The 16435-nt window shown below is 35.4% G+C and carries 17 protein-coding genes; 5 read left to right on the forward strand and 12 right to left on the reverse strand.

The features are described from left to right. Nucleotides 1-108: 108 nt before the first annotated feature. Nucleotides 109-1299 carry a serine hydrolase domain-containing protein gene (locus tag ABH966_RS04335; protein WP_370076074.1) on the reverse strand — a complete coding sequence of 397 codons (1191 nt, stop codon included), beginning with the start codon at nucleotides 1297-1299 and terminating at the stop codon, nucleotides 109-111. A gap of 415 nt (nucleotides 1300-1714) precedes the next feature. Between ABH966_RS04335 and ABH966_RS04340 the strand changes: the two genes are divergently transcribed. Continuing rightward, entirely contained in the window at nucleotides 1715-3112 is a 1398-nt protein-coding gene (locus ABH966_RS04340; protein ID WP_370076076.1) for a hypothetical protein, read from the forward strand. Between the two features lie 274 nt (nucleotides 3113-3386). Next, nucleotides 3387-3530 carry a hypothetical protein gene (locus tag ABH966_RS04345; protein ID WP_370076078.1) on the forward strand — a complete coding sequence of 48 codons (144 nt, stop codon included), beginning with the start codon at nucleotides 3387-3389 and terminating at the stop codon, nucleotides 3528-3530. A gap of 661 nt (nucleotides 3531-4191) precedes the next feature. On the opposite strand, the gene ABH966_RS04350 is transcribed toward ABH966_RS04345, so the two are convergent. The 10 genes from ABH966_RS04350 to ABH966_RS04395 all read right to left on the reverse strand — a co-directional run bounded on the left by ABH966_RS04350 (nucleotide 4192) and on the right by ABH966_RS04395 (nucleotide 12589). Further along, nucleotides 4192-5148, reverse strand: a complete 957-nt coding sequence (locus ABH966_RS04350; RefSeq protein WP_370076079.1) for an acetyl-CoA carboxylase carboxyltransferase subunit alpha — start codon at nucleotides 5146-5148, stop codon at nucleotides 4192-4194. Beyond that, nucleotides 5141-5989 (reverse strand): acetyl-CoA carboxylase, carboxyltransferase subunit beta, encoded by an 849-nt coding sequence (accD, locus tag ABH966_RS04355; RefSeq protein WP_370076081.1) that lies wholly within the window; start codon nucleotides 5987-5989, stop codon nucleotides 5141-5143. The genes ABH966_RS04350 and accD overlap by 8 nt, the downstream gene beginning before the upstream one ends. A gap of 21 nt (nucleotides 5990-6010) precedes the next feature. Continuing rightward, a complete protein-coding gene (locus tag ABH966_RS04360) occupies nucleotides 6011-6652 on the reverse strand; it encodes a FadR/GntR family transcriptional regulator (protein ID WP_370076083.1) in 642 nt (213 codons plus the stop codon). Nucleotides 6653-6940: 288 nt separating this feature from the next. Further along, nucleotides 6941-7114, reverse strand: coding sequence for a hypothetical protein (locus tag ABH966_RS04365; RefSeq protein WP_370076085.1), 174 nt, complete (start codon nucleotides 7112-7114; stop codon nucleotides 6941-6943). Nucleotides 7115-7855: 741 nt separating this feature from the next. Then, complete coding sequence (locus tag ABH966_RS04370) at nucleotides 7856-8236, reverse strand: GntR family transcriptional regulator (RefSeq protein WP_370076087.1); 381 nt, start codon at nucleotides 8234-8236, stop codon at nucleotides 7856-7858. After that, nucleotides 8233-9825 carry a hypothetical protein gene (locus ABH966_RS04375; RefSeq protein ID WP_370076089.1) on the reverse strand — a complete coding sequence of 531 codons (1593 nt, stop codon included), beginning with the start codon at nucleotides 9823-9825 and terminating at the stop codon, nucleotides 8233-8235. The genes ABH966_RS04370 and ABH966_RS04375 overlap by 4 nt, the downstream gene beginning before the upstream one ends. Then, nucleotides 9815-10516 carry an ABC transporter ATP-binding protein gene (locus tag ABH966_RS04380; RefSeq protein WP_370076091.1) on the reverse strand — a complete coding sequence of 234 codons (702 nt, stop codon included), beginning with the start codon at nucleotides 10514-10516 and terminating at the stop codon, nucleotides 9815-9817. The genes ABH966_RS04375 and ABH966_RS04380 overlap by 11 nt, the downstream gene beginning before the upstream one ends. 151 nt (nucleotides 10517-10667) lie before the next feature. Continuing rightward, on the reverse strand, nucleotides 10668-11447 hold the full coding sequence (locus ABH966_RS04385) for an ABC transporter permease (protein ID WP_370076093.1): 780 nt from the start codon (nucleotides 11445-11447) through the stop codon (nucleotides 10668-10670). Nucleotides 11448-11451: 4 nt separating this feature from the next. Beyond that, nucleotides 11452-12354: an ABC transporter ATP-binding protein gene (locus ABH966_RS04390; RefSeq protein ID WP_370076095.1), complete on the reverse strand. Its 903-nt coding sequence runs from the start codon at nucleotides 12352-12354 to the stop codon at nucleotides 11452-11454. Then, on the reverse strand, nucleotides 12338-12589 hold the full coding sequence (locus ABH966_RS04395) for a PLD nuclease N-terminal domain-containing protein (protein WP_370076097.1): 252 nt from the start codon (nucleotides 12587-12589) through the stop codon (nucleotides 12338-12340). The genes ABH966_RS04390 and ABH966_RS04395 overlap by 17 nt, the downstream gene beginning before the upstream one ends. 179 nt (nucleotides 12590-12768) lie before the next feature. Here ABH966_RS04395 and ABH966_RS04400 point away from each other — a divergent pair, with 179 nt between their 5' ends. Then, nucleotides 12769-13308 (forward strand): helix-turn-helix domain-containing protein, encoded by a 540-nt coding sequence (locus ABH966_RS04400; RefSeq protein ID WP_370076099.1) that lies wholly within the window; start codon nucleotides 12769-12771, stop codon nucleotides 13306-13308. A 34-nt stretch (nucleotides 13309-13342) separates the two neighbouring features. Beyond that, nucleotides 13343-14203 carry a YitT family protein gene (locus ABH966_RS04405; protein ID WP_370076101.1) on the forward strand — a complete coding sequence of 287 codons (861 nt, stop codon included), beginning with the start codon at nucleotides 13343-13345 and terminating at the stop codon, nucleotides 14201-14203. A 52-nt stretch (nucleotides 14204-14255) separates the two neighbouring features. On the opposite strand, the gene ABH966_RS04410 is transcribed toward ABH966_RS04405, so the two are convergent. Beyond that, nucleotides 14256-15440 carry a YbfB/YjiJ family MFS transporter gene (locus tag ABH966_RS04410; RefSeq protein WP_370076103.1) on the reverse strand — a complete coding sequence of 395 codons (1185 nt, stop codon included), beginning with the start codon at nucleotides 15438-15440 and terminating at the stop codon, nucleotides 14256-14258. A gap of 103 nt (nucleotides 15441-15543) precedes the next feature. On the opposite strand from ABH966_RS04410, the gene ABH966_RS04415 reads away from it, so the two are divergent. Continuing rightward, on the forward strand, nucleotides 15544-16422 hold the full coding sequence (locus ABH966_RS04415) for a LysR family transcriptional regulator (protein ID WP_370076105.1): 879 nt from the start codon (nucleotides 15544-15546) through the stop codon (nucleotides 16420-16422). Nucleotides 16423-16435 lie beyond the last annotated feature (13 nt).

Genomic DNA, 16435 nt, shown 5'->3' on the forward strand with positions numbered 1-16435 from the left:
TACTAGTAAGGAAATGATCACACAAAATCTACTGAAACTTGGTTTTGCAAAAGCTACCCTATGTCTTCCTTTTGCTAAATTATAGAATGTTGATCCTAATATAAAGGTTTAAATAATACAAATGAAGATTGTGATACCAAGAATTATCTTAGCGGCAGAATTCACCTTTGGAAAATCCTTACCTAATAAAGGTTTAGGTGCTCCTCCTTCCACTATTCTAAATAAATTAAATCCAGAATGGTATGTTATATCTTGTTTCGAATTTGATAAGAGAACAAGACCAAAGGATTTATCAGAAGAAAGGACCATCGTGGAAGTGAAGCCTGGTAACCCACCCTCCATATACATATTATGAGGATATACATACCAATTGTACCCTACGCCATATCTATTAGCTTTGAATATTTCTGTAATACTATTTGAATGAATCAGATTACCCGTAGGAGTTATTCCTTCGTTGAGTAGACACATCATAAACTTTGCTAAATCTGTGGCATTTGAGGATAACCCAGCCGAACTAGATGTAGCATAGACTAGCTTTTCCTCATAAGGTTTAATTTTATCCCATTGATAGCGATGCCCCCTTGCCGTATTGGAAAGGTGATGATTATCAAATGTAAAATACCCTGTTCTGTTCATTCCAAGAGGCTTAAAAATATTTTCATCCATATATTTTGTAAAAGGGACACCTGAAACTTCCTCAATAATTATTTGCAACAAATCTGTATTCATATTGGTGTATTCAAAAGTTTCACCGGGTTTTGCAACTAACATAACATTACTTAGTTTCTCACTAATTTGATCTATAATCTTCCGGCGATCTATACTTTTAACATCATGAACATTGAGACGACTTGGCAAACCACTCGAATGATTAAGTAAATGTTTAATAGTAATTTGATTTGACATTAAAGCATCTCTTGTCTTAAACCAAGGAAGATAGTCAACAACAGGATCTTCAATACTTAAAAACCCTTTCTCCTGAAGCTGTATAATAGCTAATGTGGTAAACACTTTAGAAAGCGATCCTAAGTTAAAGTTTGTATTTTCGTCAATCTGCTGGGTAACTTCTCGTATATCTAAAATTCCAAAACCTTTAGAATAAATAATCCCATTAGAATCAACTAGCGCAAAGGCCATCCCCGGAATATCATGTGTTTTCATGTTGCTCTCAATTTCAACTTCAATCAGTTTTATTTTCTCATCCCTATCACTTATTGTTGCCGAAACTTTATCTGTAGACATTATTAGTAAAATACAGAGAATGCTATTAATTAACACTATAATCTTTTTAATCATACTTCCCCCTACTCTTTAATATCAAACCACTCTACACCTAGTAATGATTTAACTACTGTACGAAGTATCAAAAGATTTTTTTAGGAATCTTTTTCGATAAAAAAATAAACAATGCTGCGAACTTGGACTATTACTGATGTTGCAACATTGTTTTCTTATTATGAATTGTTTTTTTCGATTCCGTTTAATTTATTATGTTGTTGCTGTTGACGTTGTTGTTTAGAAAGTTCTTTTATTGAAGCAGGTAATAAATATTTATTCACCGCATCAGCAAGCTTTTCTGCTACCTCTCCTTTATTATATATTATTATTACTTTTTCAATTTTCTACTTAAGTCGAAATTTTTCAAAATCATCACCATCTTTTTTCCCCTTCATATTCTATAGAATCAGGTCGAATATTGAGGGGGAAACGCATGGGGATTGAATTGAGGGCTCTCCATTGGATTTACATTGTTTTTATTGTCCTTATCATTGGCTTTATGGTTAAACGTCGCGACACCACCCTCATTTGCGTACTAGGCATATTTATGTTAGCAATCGTTGCTACAGGCGATTTAACTTCGTCCATCAGTGGTATTTTTAACAGCTTTATTTATGCCATCACTGAGCTTTTGTCGACTATTCTCATTATTTCTATTATCGTAGCCATGAGTCGAGTGATGATGGCCTCGGGTATCAATGAAGTCATGATTGCTCCTTTTACGAAAATCATAAAAACACCCGCTTTAGCTTATTGGACGATTGGTCTATTAATGATGTGTATCTCTTGGTTTTTCTGGCCTTCGCCTGCTGTTGCACTTTTAGGGGCAGTTTTGTTACCTGTTGCTCTACGTGCGGGCTTACCAGCACTTGGTGTGGCGATGGCGATGAATTTATTTGGTCACGGAATCGCTCTATCGAGTGATTTTGTTATACAAGGAGCTCCGAAGCTAACGGCTGATGCTGCTGGTATTCCAGTTAGTGAGGTAATGACTGCTAGTATTCCCCTTGCTATTACAATGGGCGTGGTTACTACGGTAGTCGCTTATATTTTATTACGACGTGATATGAAGCGTGGATCAGCGAATTTATATGCTACAAACGACACAAATGAAGGTGTAGAACAAGTAATTACTGAAAATCTGCTAACACTCGGACAAAAACGCTTTTTCGCAGTACTCATTCCAATTGCCTTTGTACTCGATGTCATTGCCATGTCTATCTTAAAATTACAAGGCGGAGATGCAACAGCTTTAATAGGAGGGACATCTGTCTTTATCCTACTATTACTTTGCGTTGTAGCTCACAAAAAACAAGGGCTTGAAAAGACAACAAGCTATTTCATTCAAGGTTTCCAATTCGGATTTAAAGTGTTTGGACCGGTTATTCCAATCGCAGCCTTTTTCTATCTAGGAGATTCCGGATTTACACAAATTATTGGTGACTACTTACCAGCCGCTTCACATGGTATCGTCAATGATCTCGGTGTGGGTCTAGCTGCGGTAGTTCCATTAACAAAAGGAATTGCAGTCGTCACTTTAGCAGTCGTTGGCGCTATTACAGGCTTAGATGGTTCTGGCTTCTCAGGTATTTCCTTAGCAGGTTCCGTCGGTAGTTTGTTTGGCAATGCAATTGGTGGAGGTACCGCAACTTTAACAGCTTTAGGACAAATAACAGCTATTTTTGTAGGAGGCGGTACATTAATTCCCTGGGCATTAATCCCGGCTGCTGCAATATGCAATGTTAGCCCATTCGAACTTGCAAGGCGTAATTTATTGCCAGTGGCGATTGGCCTTGTGATTACAACTATTGTGGCGATGTTTTTAATATAGCATTGTAAAAGTAAGGAACTCCAAAGGATAATATATGGTAAATAGTATAATAAAATAAAACTAGACCTTATATTTAGAGGATTTGAGTTTGATTATATATAATCAAACTTTATAATCAAACTTTTATTGTGGTCTTTTAATAAGGCTGTTTTCGTAAAGATTGTTGCTCTTCAACTAAACCAGCTAATAGTTTATCAAAGTTCAATTTATAATTACATATTTAACTAAATTAGTTTATTATTGATTATATATAATAAATTAAGTAGGTGTGAAAATGGATTTACTGATAGCATTCTTAGTATTTGTGGTAGGTTTTGAGCTTTATGATGCTATAAGAAAAGTGGATAATAATATCTTAGAGCAAGCAGAAGAGATAAAAAAATTAAGCGAAGAATTAGCAAAAGGTACTAATAATTAAAACTTCCTCTTCAACTAACAGGTGCTGTAGTTAAATATTCGATTTTCGAAATATAAAACATAAAAACAGAGTTGATTCCACATATTTTGTAGATTAACTCTGTTTTTATGTTTTAATTGCAACAATCTTTTAGAAAACAGCCTTTAATAAAGATTGATAATTTTCTTATTCCACAATCGGGCCATTTAACGGAATAAGCCTTGGGGTATTCCTAGTAACAGGGGATGGACCTTGTTCCACAAATGTACGGCTTAGCTGAACAAATAGTGCAGAGTTTTCTCGTATTGTGCAATAAATATTAAGTATTCTACTTATAATTGTTTAGTTTATAATGATTTTAAGGAGCTGATTTTTATATTAAATGTTAAAAATACAAGTACATCCGTTTTTGATGTTGGTTTGGAATAAAGTTTGATTAATAGTTTGTTGCAAACGTTGATTTATAATAGAAGAAACCCACGCATTTTGAAAAAAGTTTGATCAAAATGCGTGGGTTTTATTTAAATGCGAAGTTATTTTTATCAAACTATATTATAAATGATCAATCTTTTTTACAAACTACAACTCTTTTTTCTTCCATCATTAGGATATTAATTTATTTAAGAAACAATTTTTATCTCTTTACGAACAAATTCACATGTCCAAAAACCTAAAAATGAATTTAAACTTCTGTATATTGTCCAATCTTTCTGAATTTCTCATAGCGATCTTCAATTAATTGTTCGCCATTTAGAGAATTCAATGCTTTTAGTGTGACGCTTATACATTCTTTTATATAAGATGCTTGCTTCGCAACATTGCGGTGTGCTCCACCAGTTATTTCAGGGATTATTCCATCAATAACGTCGAGCTCTTTTAAGTCAGGTGCTGTTATACGCATTGCTTCTGCAGCTTGCTTCCCTAGGCTACCATCTCGCCATAAGATCGATGCAGCCCCTTCAGGCGAGATAACCGAATACGTTGAGTTCTCTAACATAAAGACGCGATTAGCTACCCCTAATGCAATGGCACCCCCACTTCCGCCTTCCCCAATAACAATACTAATAACTGGTACTGTTAGAATCGCCATTTCAGAGAGAATTCTAGCAATGGCTTCACTTGGGCCGCGTTCCTCGGCTACCTTACCCGGATAGGCTCCTTTTGTATCAATAAAACAAATAATTGGGCGCTTAAATTTCTCAGCTTGCTTCATTAAGCGTAATGCCTTACGATATCCTTCAGGGTGTGGCATACCAAAATTTCGTCGAATATTTTCTTTAGTTGATTTTCCGCGTTGATGTCCAACAATTGTTACGGGCTGTCCTTCAAAGAGAGCAATTCCTCCAAGAATAGCTGCATCATCACCAAACGTACGATCTCCATGTAACTCAATAAAGTTTTCACACATAGCTTCTATATATTGTAAAGTTGTTGGTCGTTCTGGATGTCTAGCAACCTGTACACGATCCCATGGCTTCATATTGGCATAAATAGATTGTTCTAGCTGTGTTAGACGTGTTTCAAGCTTTTCGATTTCGCCTGTCATATCTACATCTGCCTCTGTAGCAATCGTTTTTAATTCATCAATTTTTTCTCGTAATTGTATTACTGGTTCTTCAAAAGCTAAATTTTTAGACATGTTGCACACCGCCTTTTGTATGCATTTTTACAAGCATTACTACTTGATTTCGTAAATCCTTCCGATGGAAAACTGCATCAAGCTGACCATGCTCTAGTAAAAACTCTGACTTTTGGAAATCATTTGGTAATTTTTCTCTTAATGTTTCTTCAATGACACGGCGACCAGCAAAGCCAATCAATGCTTGTGGTTCAGCAATATTAATATCTCCAACAGAGGCAAAGCTTGCTGAAACGCCACCGTATGTAGGATGCGTCATGATCGAAATAAATAATAGTCCTTCTTCACTATGACGTTTTAACGCCACACTCGTTTTTACCATTTGCATTAATGATAGAATACCTTCTTGCATGCGCGCTCCACCACTAGCAGTAAAAATAATAACCGGTACACGTAATTCAATAGCTTTTTCAACGGCACGTGTGATTTTTTCTCCTACAACGGAGCCCATTGAGCCCATACGGAAATGAGAATCCATAATGGCTACAACAATTTCTTCTCCATCAAGAGTACCTAACCCAGTCAGTACAGCTTCGCTTAATCCCGTTTGTTGTTTAGCCACTGAAATTTTTTCTACATAATCAGGGAAATTAAGTGGATTACTTGTTTGTAAATGATCATCCATTGAAACAAATGAACCTTCATCTAAGAAATATGCTACGCGCTCCTGTGCAGTCATTTTGAAATGATGGTCGCATTTTGTACACACTTTATGATTTTTTTCTAATTCCTTTGTTAACTGAATGTGACGGCATTCTGGACATTTTGTCATAAGTCCTTCTGGAAATCCCTTTTCCTGTCCGTCCTCTTTCTTTTTACTAAATAAGCTACGTATTGCCATGTTTTACTCCCCCTTTGTTGTCTAAATGCCTTGTTCAGCATTCATCCACTGTTCGTAAGCTTTTAATGCTTCTTTTTCATAGCCAAGCTGCATCGATTTCAACATAGTTTGAATGATTAATTTTTCTTCTTCTGTTGAGTTTCGATTTAAACGGTCACCGGTATAAACTGCTAACTGAAACCAGACTTTTAGTGAAAGACGATTTCCTGACGTGATGATTATTTCTCGTAAAACATCCCGACAATTAATCGTACTTTCTATCTCTAGCTTTACAAAAAAACTGCCCCACACTGGTAGTGGTCGCAGAGTCTCTGTACAACTTATAACGCGAATGGCTTCCTTTTCATGAATTTGTCGCGTTAATTCGACATCCTTTTTTGATTTTTCACCTTCTAATATAAACATCGACAATATTTCTACGAGCTGATGCTTTTGTGTAGAAGCTAGAAACATACCTTCCCCATGTCTCGTTTCGATAAGACCTAATAACTCTAAACTTCGCAATGCCTCTCTCACAGAGGATCGCCCGACACCTAGACGTTCTGAAAGGACTCGTTCGGAAGGTAACTTTTCACCAGCCTGTATTTTTTCTATTTTAATAAGTTGTCGTAATTGTTGGACAATATCTAAAAACACTTTCTTTTGTTCGGTTTTTTTATCCATACGATCAACTCCTCGGTCAATCTATTCGCCTTGGAATAATTATGCTGTCGCTTTCCTTTCGCGCAGATAAACAATGCATCCAAAGGCTTTATCTTCATTCAGTAGGTGTTTGGATACCTACTATAAAGAAACAAAATCCACCACCTTCAGATGATGGCGTCTCTTACTGAATGAATCCAAAAGTGGTCTGGCCACTTTTGAAGTTGGCTTTATCTTACAAAATAATTATTTGAAAGTAAAGAAAAAACTGCATAAAAATTTATGCAGTTTCTAAAATTCCCTTCAATTTCATATTCTTTTCGTCGTTTGTGCATGTTTTATTTTCACTTGAGGTCTACCAAAGCGCTTTTCAAGCGTTCTCTCAATGTAAAGCAATTCATCTTCTAGTAACAGCTCTTGAACAAGATGAAAAACTTGCGGGAATAAGGTTACAGATACCGTTCCAAACTCATCCTGAAGCATGTAAACGGCGACCTACAAGGAAAGCACGTACCTGGCATCGTCCGGACGTGGCCCACTGAGCCAATACCCAGGGTTATTAATCGTAACTTTTTTATAATCGTCGCGACTTTATTTTAAACATCGTATCTTTTTTATAAACATCGCAACTTTATTTCAATTCTACATTTGAAGATATTATTATTACTAATTTAACAGGTTACATCACCATCGCTGATGTAAACATGTGGTTTAATTCGTTTGAGCAAACATGCTATTCGTTTATTAAACAAGAAAAAAAGTATAAGTTGTTAGTTAACCGTAAAGGTTATACCCCAGAACATTTTTCTGTACAAAAATTATGGAAAGACAAATTTTTCTCAAATGGTATATTAGACAACACTATTGCAGTTGCTTTTTTAATAGAAGAAGGGGATATTCTAAATCACCTGGAACAGTCTAATACTAAAGATAATGTTATATTCTCTAGTAACTATGATCAATTAATTGACTGGCTTTCTAAATATTAATAAAGACTTTCTAAATATTAATAAAGAAATTCTATTTCTAAGTTACTAAAAGATAACTTTTTATATTGCACAGTTGTGTCAAAAGTACGCTTTATGAAATAAAGTGGATTATTTCAGTGACCTTGATAAATTTGGTAGTCTCTTATTTTTTATATCCCCCACATCCAAATGGATTTGACTATAAAAATTTGAAAGAGATGGCTTCTGTATATTGCAGAAGTCACCTCTTTTTCTTTTAAGGCTCAATATAATATTTTCGCAAATTCTCATGAAACATCTGCTGTAATTGATGTTCGCTAATCCCTAAAACATAAGCTTCACACATTATCTGTTCGACCATTATAGCTATTTGTTGAAGGTTAACATCCTTTGCTTCAGCAGACTTTTTAACAATTGCTTTTGAGCTAGGTTTTATATCGATTATTCCTTTCTTCTGAAGCTCCTTGTAGCTTTTATGGACGGTATGAAGATTGAGGTTTGTTTTAGCTGCTAAATCACGAATGGAGGGCAACGGGTCACCATTTTGCAAATTTCCTGTCGCTATTTCACAAAGTAGTTGCTGGGTTAACTGCTGATAAAAAGGAATTTTACTCATTGGATCTATTCTTAAAATCAATTGTTCACGTATCCTTTCATATTCTTTCCTTCAAAAAACTTTTTATAGATTACTGTAAATGTACATAGAGTTACAATTACCAAAATAATTAGGGCTGTCATCGCTGGAGAAACATTGAAAGTAAGCAAGCTGAAATGAAGAAGCGCAACAACAATCAATAATGGTAGTCCATATAGCAGGCTAATTAATACTGTAGGATTTGATTTTATTGCTTCAGATGGATTAGACCATTCAAGTAATGGATGCCTTCTATCATAAAGCGGGGACAATAAATTATACGTAATGACTAATAATAATGTAATCAATAAATGTAGTCCCGCGATAATATCGCCTCTACCAAATAGCATGTAAATGATATAGCTTATTACAGCCGATATTGTGCCGATGCATGATGAAGTCATAACTTTTGCCATGTAAATTTTTTGTGGATCAAATGGCAACGTCATGCTAGATGCATAGTATTTCCCCTCTCTTGAATAGGGAGTTCCACTAATATTGTTCATACAACTCATGAACAAAACCATATAGACAAAAAGAAAAGATTCATTGTTAATCATCCATTCAGCCTTTAAAATGTTCGTCTGTAAAGTTAGAAAAATGATTGTACAAATTGGCGTTAAAATAATCCCTAAAATAGCTTGCATTTTAAAGTATGGTTCAGACTGGATAATCCAATATTCACGTTGCAAATAATTGAGCAAACTACTTTGAATATCCCTCCCCCAAACTTTGGTCGTTTTTTCTATTCTACTTACAAGCAAGCCATGTTCATAATACTTAGACGCAATCATTTTTATAGTTGCATTAAACAATAAATAACATAGAGCGAATACTAGGATGAAATAGATCAAACTTTTTGTAGTAGTCAATGGCAAAAGCGTCTTCACCAATGAATGTTGCATTGCAAAACGATAACCTAAATCGAGAAAATCTGAAATTGAAGCACTTAAGGAAGATATTGTTGAAGTATCTAATTTCGCTAAAACATTGCTGATTGCATGATAATTTTTTATTAGAAAGTACAATATTGGGCTTATTCCAATACCAAATATAAGAGTCATCCTAACAAGCAAATACACGGATGTATTGATAAATACACTGCGATAATGATTCAAAATGGATAATAAAAATAGAAGGAACAGTACAATTAATACATTCATGATCAGTAAAAATGCAATTGATTTTACTGCGACAGCTAGCTTAAACTCTATCAGTAATATGAAAAACGTCGGTATTGATAGAATACTTACTACCATCATCGGTAAAGCTACTCCACTTATTATTTTCGACATTACAACCCGTTTCGCTGAAATGGGCAAATGAGCAAATATAGCAAAATCACTTTGACTAAACACTACCGAAATAGCAAAAAATGAAATCAATATATACGTCACACCATTTGAAAGGAGAATATTATAAAATAAATACTCCTCAGGGGTCGCTATAAAGTAAATAATTAGAGTAAGCACAAAATACTGAGTGGCTACATAAATGAATGCAATCAAAAGGAGTACTTGAATAACTGGCTGCTTTGGCTTTGCATAAAAAGATGTTAAAAAGAATTTGATTAATTGGATATTATCCTTCATTTGCTTGTTTCTCCATAAAAATAGTCTCTAAGCTACCATCGACTAGCAAATTCTCAACACGATCATGCAAGACAATCTTTCCATCTTTTAAAAACGAAATTGATTGACAAATTTTCTCGGCAACATCTAACAGATGAGTGGAAAAGAGAACGGTTCCACCCTTTTCAACGTACTCTTTCATACAATTTTTAAAAGCAACGACAGCTAGTGGATCTAGGCCATTTATCGGCTCATCCATAATAAGGATAGGCGGACTAATTGTAAAAGCAGTAATCAACGCAATCTTATGAAGCATTCCATAAGAATACGTTCCCATCGGTTTATAAATACTTTTTTCCATGCCAAAGATGTTAATGAAGTTTTGTAGTTTTTCATCATCAGTTTTTTCATATAGTTTCAAAACGAAATGTATCCAATCATATGCAGCTAAATTTGGAAATACATGAATCGTATCAGGTATATAATAAAATTGCTTTTTATATTCGAGTGACTGTGATTTCGCAACATTATTAATCATTATTTTTCCGCAATTTTGTTCTACTAATCCAGCAATACAATTTAATGTCGTTGTTTTACCTGCACCATTCCCCCCAACAAACCCCAGTATTTCTCCCTTTTCTATTTTTAACTCTACACCCTTTAAAACCTCATGTTGTCCATATGATTTCTGTAAATTTTGTATCGATAACAATTTCATCACCTCATCCCATATCATTTATATCACCTAATGTTTGAACACGTTCTGAAAAGCGGCTTAAACCCGTATTCATCACCCCATAAAGTGGCGAAAGACATCTGTAACTGTCGCTTCGCTTTCGCACAGAAAACATGGCTGAAAGAAGTTAAAATTTCTTTTTCGCAATAAAACTTTGCATCGTAATGATCATCAATAAAACTAACAGCAGTGTTACTACAATATTGATGCCATACCAAGATCCCATATCACCCGACATTAGAATATTTGTTGCATACATACTATTACTAGCAGGATTAACAACGTCCATTATTGGATGTAGCCCAGCGATAAAACGACATATTAATAAACTAACGATACTTATTAGTGCAATAAATGCAGGACTTTTAAAAAATGTACTCATCATCGCAACAAACGTAATGATGAATAACAGCCAAACACAATAAAATACTAATGCCCATAAAGCTTGTGTCATAGGAACAGTAGTAAATAAAAATGCTGAATAGCCATAGGACACTGCATAGCCAAGAGCTATACATATAACAGCCAAAATATAATGGATGATGATTTTACTATTTAAATAAGAAGATATCGATACTGGCCTTGTTAGGATAAATGCCATCATGCCATTAGCTTTCTCTCCTTGGATAATACTCATAGTGGCAACGGCCAGAATAATAATGCCCAACTGATCAAACTGTGAATTTAATGTTGAGGCAAGTACCTCCTGTCCCACAGGCTTTGCCATCGTAGGATCAATTGTTATACCTTGAACACCACCAGCTGATTGTAAAATAACCGGTAAATAATACATCATAATCGGTTGCGTTAGCCCTAGTAAAATAAATACAATAGGGAGCCACAATATTTTAAACTCCCTTGCCATTTGATGTACTTCTTTTTTGCTTAATTCGATAAAAGCATTCATTCATTTACACCACCAATTCTAAAAATATTTCTTCTAGATTGTCTTGAATACCCACTTCAAATTTAATAAACATCACTTTTGAATCCAGTCCGTGCTGTATTAATCGATTAGCATCTGTTTCCAAATTTTCAACGTGTATTTTGAAGCCATTTCCACAGCTTTCGATTTTCTGCACATAAGATAATTGTTCAAGCATTGTTAACCACTGAAAATCTACCTTACGAATCATTAAAAAGATAGCTGATTCTTGATGGCGCTCAAGTAACTCTGATTTTGTAGCATCCTCTATTTTGTGACCATTTTTAATCATCACAAAGCGCTCACAAAATTCCTCCGCATCGCTCAATATATGCGTTGATATTAAAACTGTCGTTTCTTTTTTTATCTCTTTTAATAGATTTAACACTTCTCTTCTCCCTATTGGATCTAGCGCTGATACCGGTTCATCCATAATCATTAAAGCTGGCTTATGCAACAATGCTTGTGCAATACCAAGGCGTTGCTTCATACCACCTGAAAATGTCCCGACATGTATATGTGCTTCTTTCCCTAAGCCTACCTTTTCTAAAAGTAATGAAATTTCTTTCTGCAATTCATTTTTTGATATGCCTGAAAGTGTTCCCATAAAGGACAATGTTTCAAATGCTGTCATCCATGAGAAAAAATTAGGATACTGAGGTAAGTAACCAATTTGATTTCTCATAGCTGAAATCTTTTGACCATCAAGAAGTATTTCTCCTTTGTCTGCATTCAAAATGTCGGCAATGATTTGAATTAACGTGGATTTTCCCGCTCCATTTGGTCCAATTAATCCAACACACTCATTGGAATCAATGACCATTGAAAAATCATTCACGGCTGTTTTATGTTTAAACTTTTTCGTAATATTTTTAATCTCTAAGCGCACGTTTATTTACATCCTTTCTACCAATAATGAAGTATAGAACAGAACCAATTGAGTTACAGAACAAAATAATAATTGTCCACATCAGTATGTTTTCCCGCGTATGTCGGTGCCTATATAAATCGAATAATGCAACAATGATTAGAACAAATCCTACGAATATCAATGGCAAAATGATTGGAAGTATGCTTGCCCAATCCAGTTGGCTTAACTCATCAAAACCATAGTGTAATTCCATTCCTAAAACCTCCATTCATTATCATTATCGATAATGATAACATAAGGTGTAAAAAATTTCATTACCTTTCTACTGTACATCTGTAAAAAAAATATATAGTATATTTATTGATAATGTTCTCATATTGATAACATTTGATTGTGCTTCCCTTGATTCCATCTGATAGGAGGATCGTTTTTATGCGGAATAAAGCAGAGGTTTTAATGCACCCTGTGAGAATGAAAATTTTACAAGCTCTAATGCACGATAAAGAAGAAGGCTTAAGCACTTTGGAGATGATTTCTATCATAAAGGATGTACCTCAAGCTACTTTGTATCGTCACATCCAAATCTTAATGGATGAAAACATCATAAAAATTGTGAAAGAGCGAAAAGTACGTTCTGTTACAGAAAAATTTTATGCATTAAATGAAGGAGCAGAAAAACTTAGTCAGGAGGATTGGACACAACTAACGATCAAACAAAAATTAAATTATGTTTCCAACTATCAATTAGCTTTACTATCTCAATATCAAAATTATTTAAATTCACTTGATGAAGAAGAAAGACTTGCAGATTTAGCAACTTTTTCATTTATCGATTTGACATTAACGACTAATCAATTTATGAGTTTTGAAAATGAATTAAACGATTTAATTCTTAAATACTATAATATGGCCGACTCAAGCAAAGAGACTGAGACAAAAACAATTGCTATAAATATTATTCCAAAACCTTAAGTAATATTTTTACGTAAAGAAATGGAGAAGATTTATGAAAAGAAGAAAGACAGTAGAAAACACACGAAAATTTATCATGATTATAATTGGCGCCATCATCGCAGCATATGGACTAGAAGCGGTATTAATTCCGAACGATGTCATTGATGGTGGCGTGACAGGTATTAGTATTATGGGCGCACACCTCTTTGGTATTCCATTAGGCGTACTGCTCTTTGTATTAAACATTCCGTTTATTTGGATTGGCTACAAACAAGTAGGTAAAACTTTTGCATTGATGAGTAGTGCTGGGATAGCAGCTCTCTCTATTTCCACAGTTCTTATGCACGATGTTAAAACAATTTTAGGTCCAAATGATCCGTTATTAATTGTTTTATCTGGTGGTATGTTACTTGGTGTTGGGATTGGGATTGTCTTACGTAACGGTGGCGCTTTAGATGGCTCTGAGGTTTTAGCCGTGTTGCTATCACGTAAAATTCCGTTTTCAGTCGGGGATATTATATTATTTATTAATGCCTTTATTTTCTTAGGGGCAAGCTTTATTTTTGGCTTAGAAAGCGCATTATACTCAGCTTTAACGTACTATATTGCGAAAAACGTTATCGATATTATTCAAGTAGGTTTAGAAAAATCAAAAGATGTTCGTGTTGTCAGTGCAAAATCAGAGGAAATTGGTGATGCGATTCAAGCTCGTTTAGGACGTGGTGTTACATATACTAAAGGGCGTGGCGGTTTCTCCAATGAACCAACTGATATATTAAACTGTGTCATTAACCGTATGGAAGAAAATAAACTTGTATCGATTATTAAAGATATTGATGAAGGTGCCTTCGTAGTTATTTCTGATGTTTCAGAGGTACGTGGTGGGAACTTCAAAAAACGTGATATCCACTAACACAAAAGTAAGTAAGTCGCTCGTTGACTTACTTACTTTTGTGTTTATTTACTTACGTCGCGAGCTCTCCGACTTTCTCTTTTTCATATTTTAATCCACTAATTAGACATAAAGCTCCAACTACTACAACAGCTGTTGCGCCAAACAATGCATACTGATAACTGTTTGTATAATTGGCTAATGTTCCTGCAAGGGAAGGACCTAACATCTGTCCCAAAGCATAACCAGCTGTTAGATAACCTAATATTTGATGACTGTTCACTGGCACTATTCGTCTTGCTAATGTTGTGGCCACAGTTGTAATTCCCATAAAGGTTGCTCCAAAAATAAAAGCACTAGTGTATAGTGTCATCGTATTTGTCGCAAATGCTGGTAAAACAATGCCTAGCCCTTGAAACAGCATAGAAATCAATAATGTTCTCACATAGCCGTGTCGCTGTGCAAGTTTAGACCAAACAATGCAAGATGGGATTGCAGCAATCCCAACAACAAACCATACAAAAGCTGCATCACCATGAAAGCCTGTTGACTCTTCTGCTATTGATACGATAAATGTCCCCGTGACAATATAGCCAAGACCTTCTAAGCTATAAGCCAAAATTAGCCACTTCATCCATGTCGTAGGCGGGAATTTTCGCATTGCTACTGTCTTACTTGATTTCTGTTGTGTATGTTGAGTAACTGGCTTAATGAAAAATACAACGAATACAAGTAATATGACACTAAATAACGCCAAAGCAATCCATGTTCCATCCCAATCAAACATTGCATGAATGGGCGATACAATAATCGCACTTAGAGCAATCCCTGTACCTACCCCACTATAAAAAAGCCCTGATAAATGTGATTTACCATTCCCAGCTAACTGATCGAGTACAAGGCTTGCAGCTACTACAAAAACAAATGCACTCATAACCCCTGAAATAAAACGAAATACATACCATGCGATAATAGCATCTGTAAAGCCCATCATAGCCGTTGTCAAAATGCTAATAATGAGCGATATTTGTAAAAAGGGAATACGCTTATCCCCGATTTCTAAGCGACCAGCCACCAATGCCCCTACTAAGTAGCCTAAATAATTACTCGTTGCTAGAAAACCTGCTGTGGCACGACTAAAGGCAAAAGTATCTTGCATATACGGCAGGATCACCGTATAGGAAAAACGACCAATGGCCATGGCAATGACTAATGCAAAAATGCCTCCTACTAAATATTGAACTGTGTGCTTGTGCATATTTTCCCTCCCCTCCCTCTCACTATAACGAAAATTCAGATATCACAAATAGCCCGAATTCGTTATAATAGATATCAAATAAATTGATGGCTGGAGGGAATATATGAATATTAATGATCTTTTAATTTTTCGGACAGTCGTACAATCAGGTAGCTTCTCCAAGGCTGCTGCAGAACTTAATTACACCCAATCCAACATCTCTATGAAAATACAAAATCTTGAGGCCATGTATCAAACAACCTTTTTTTATCGAGGACATCGAGGTATCCGATTGACACCAAAGGGAGAACAATTTTATGAAATGGTATTAAAAATGCTACATCTCTATGAAAAATCCTTTGAAATACTTCAAGATACCGAGGAAAATAGAGGGCATTTACGTATCGGTTCAATGGAAACGACTGCGGCACTACACTTACCAATTCTGTTAACAACCTTTCATAAAGCCCATGAACAGGTGGACATCACGATATTGACAAGTCCATCTCAAAAAAATATCGAACGATTAGAAAACTACGAATTAGATGGTGCGTTTGTAGCCGGACCCGTTTATAAAGAAAATATCCTTGCAAAGGAATTTGTTTGTGAGGAGCTTGTAGTCATCACATCTAACAAGCATAAACAAATCAATAGCCTACGAGAATTAGAGGACAGCACGTTTATTACTTTTCCTCATGGCTGCTCATATAGAGCTATTTGGGAGCATTGGTTACGTGAGGACGGAGTACAACCACAAAAGCGTATGGAATTTGGCACCCTCGACGGAATCATTGGCTGCGTTGCTGCTGGGCTAGGTGTAACATTACTGCCACGTGCAATCGCTCAAAAATATATGGATACTCAATCACTGTCGCTGCACATACTAGCAACAAAGCAGGCTCAAATCCCGACCTGGTTTATTTATCGCAATGACGAAGTACAATCACCTGCACTAAAATATTTTTTAGAGACGATTGATGCATACAAATATCCTTCGGTTTGAAGGGTGGGGGCTA

The sequence above is a fragment of the Lysinibacillus sp. RC46 genome, assembly GCF_041262385.1.
In the GTDB taxonomy this organism is placed as follows: Bacteria; Bacillota; Bacilli; order Bacillales_A; family Planococcaceae; genus Lysinibacillus.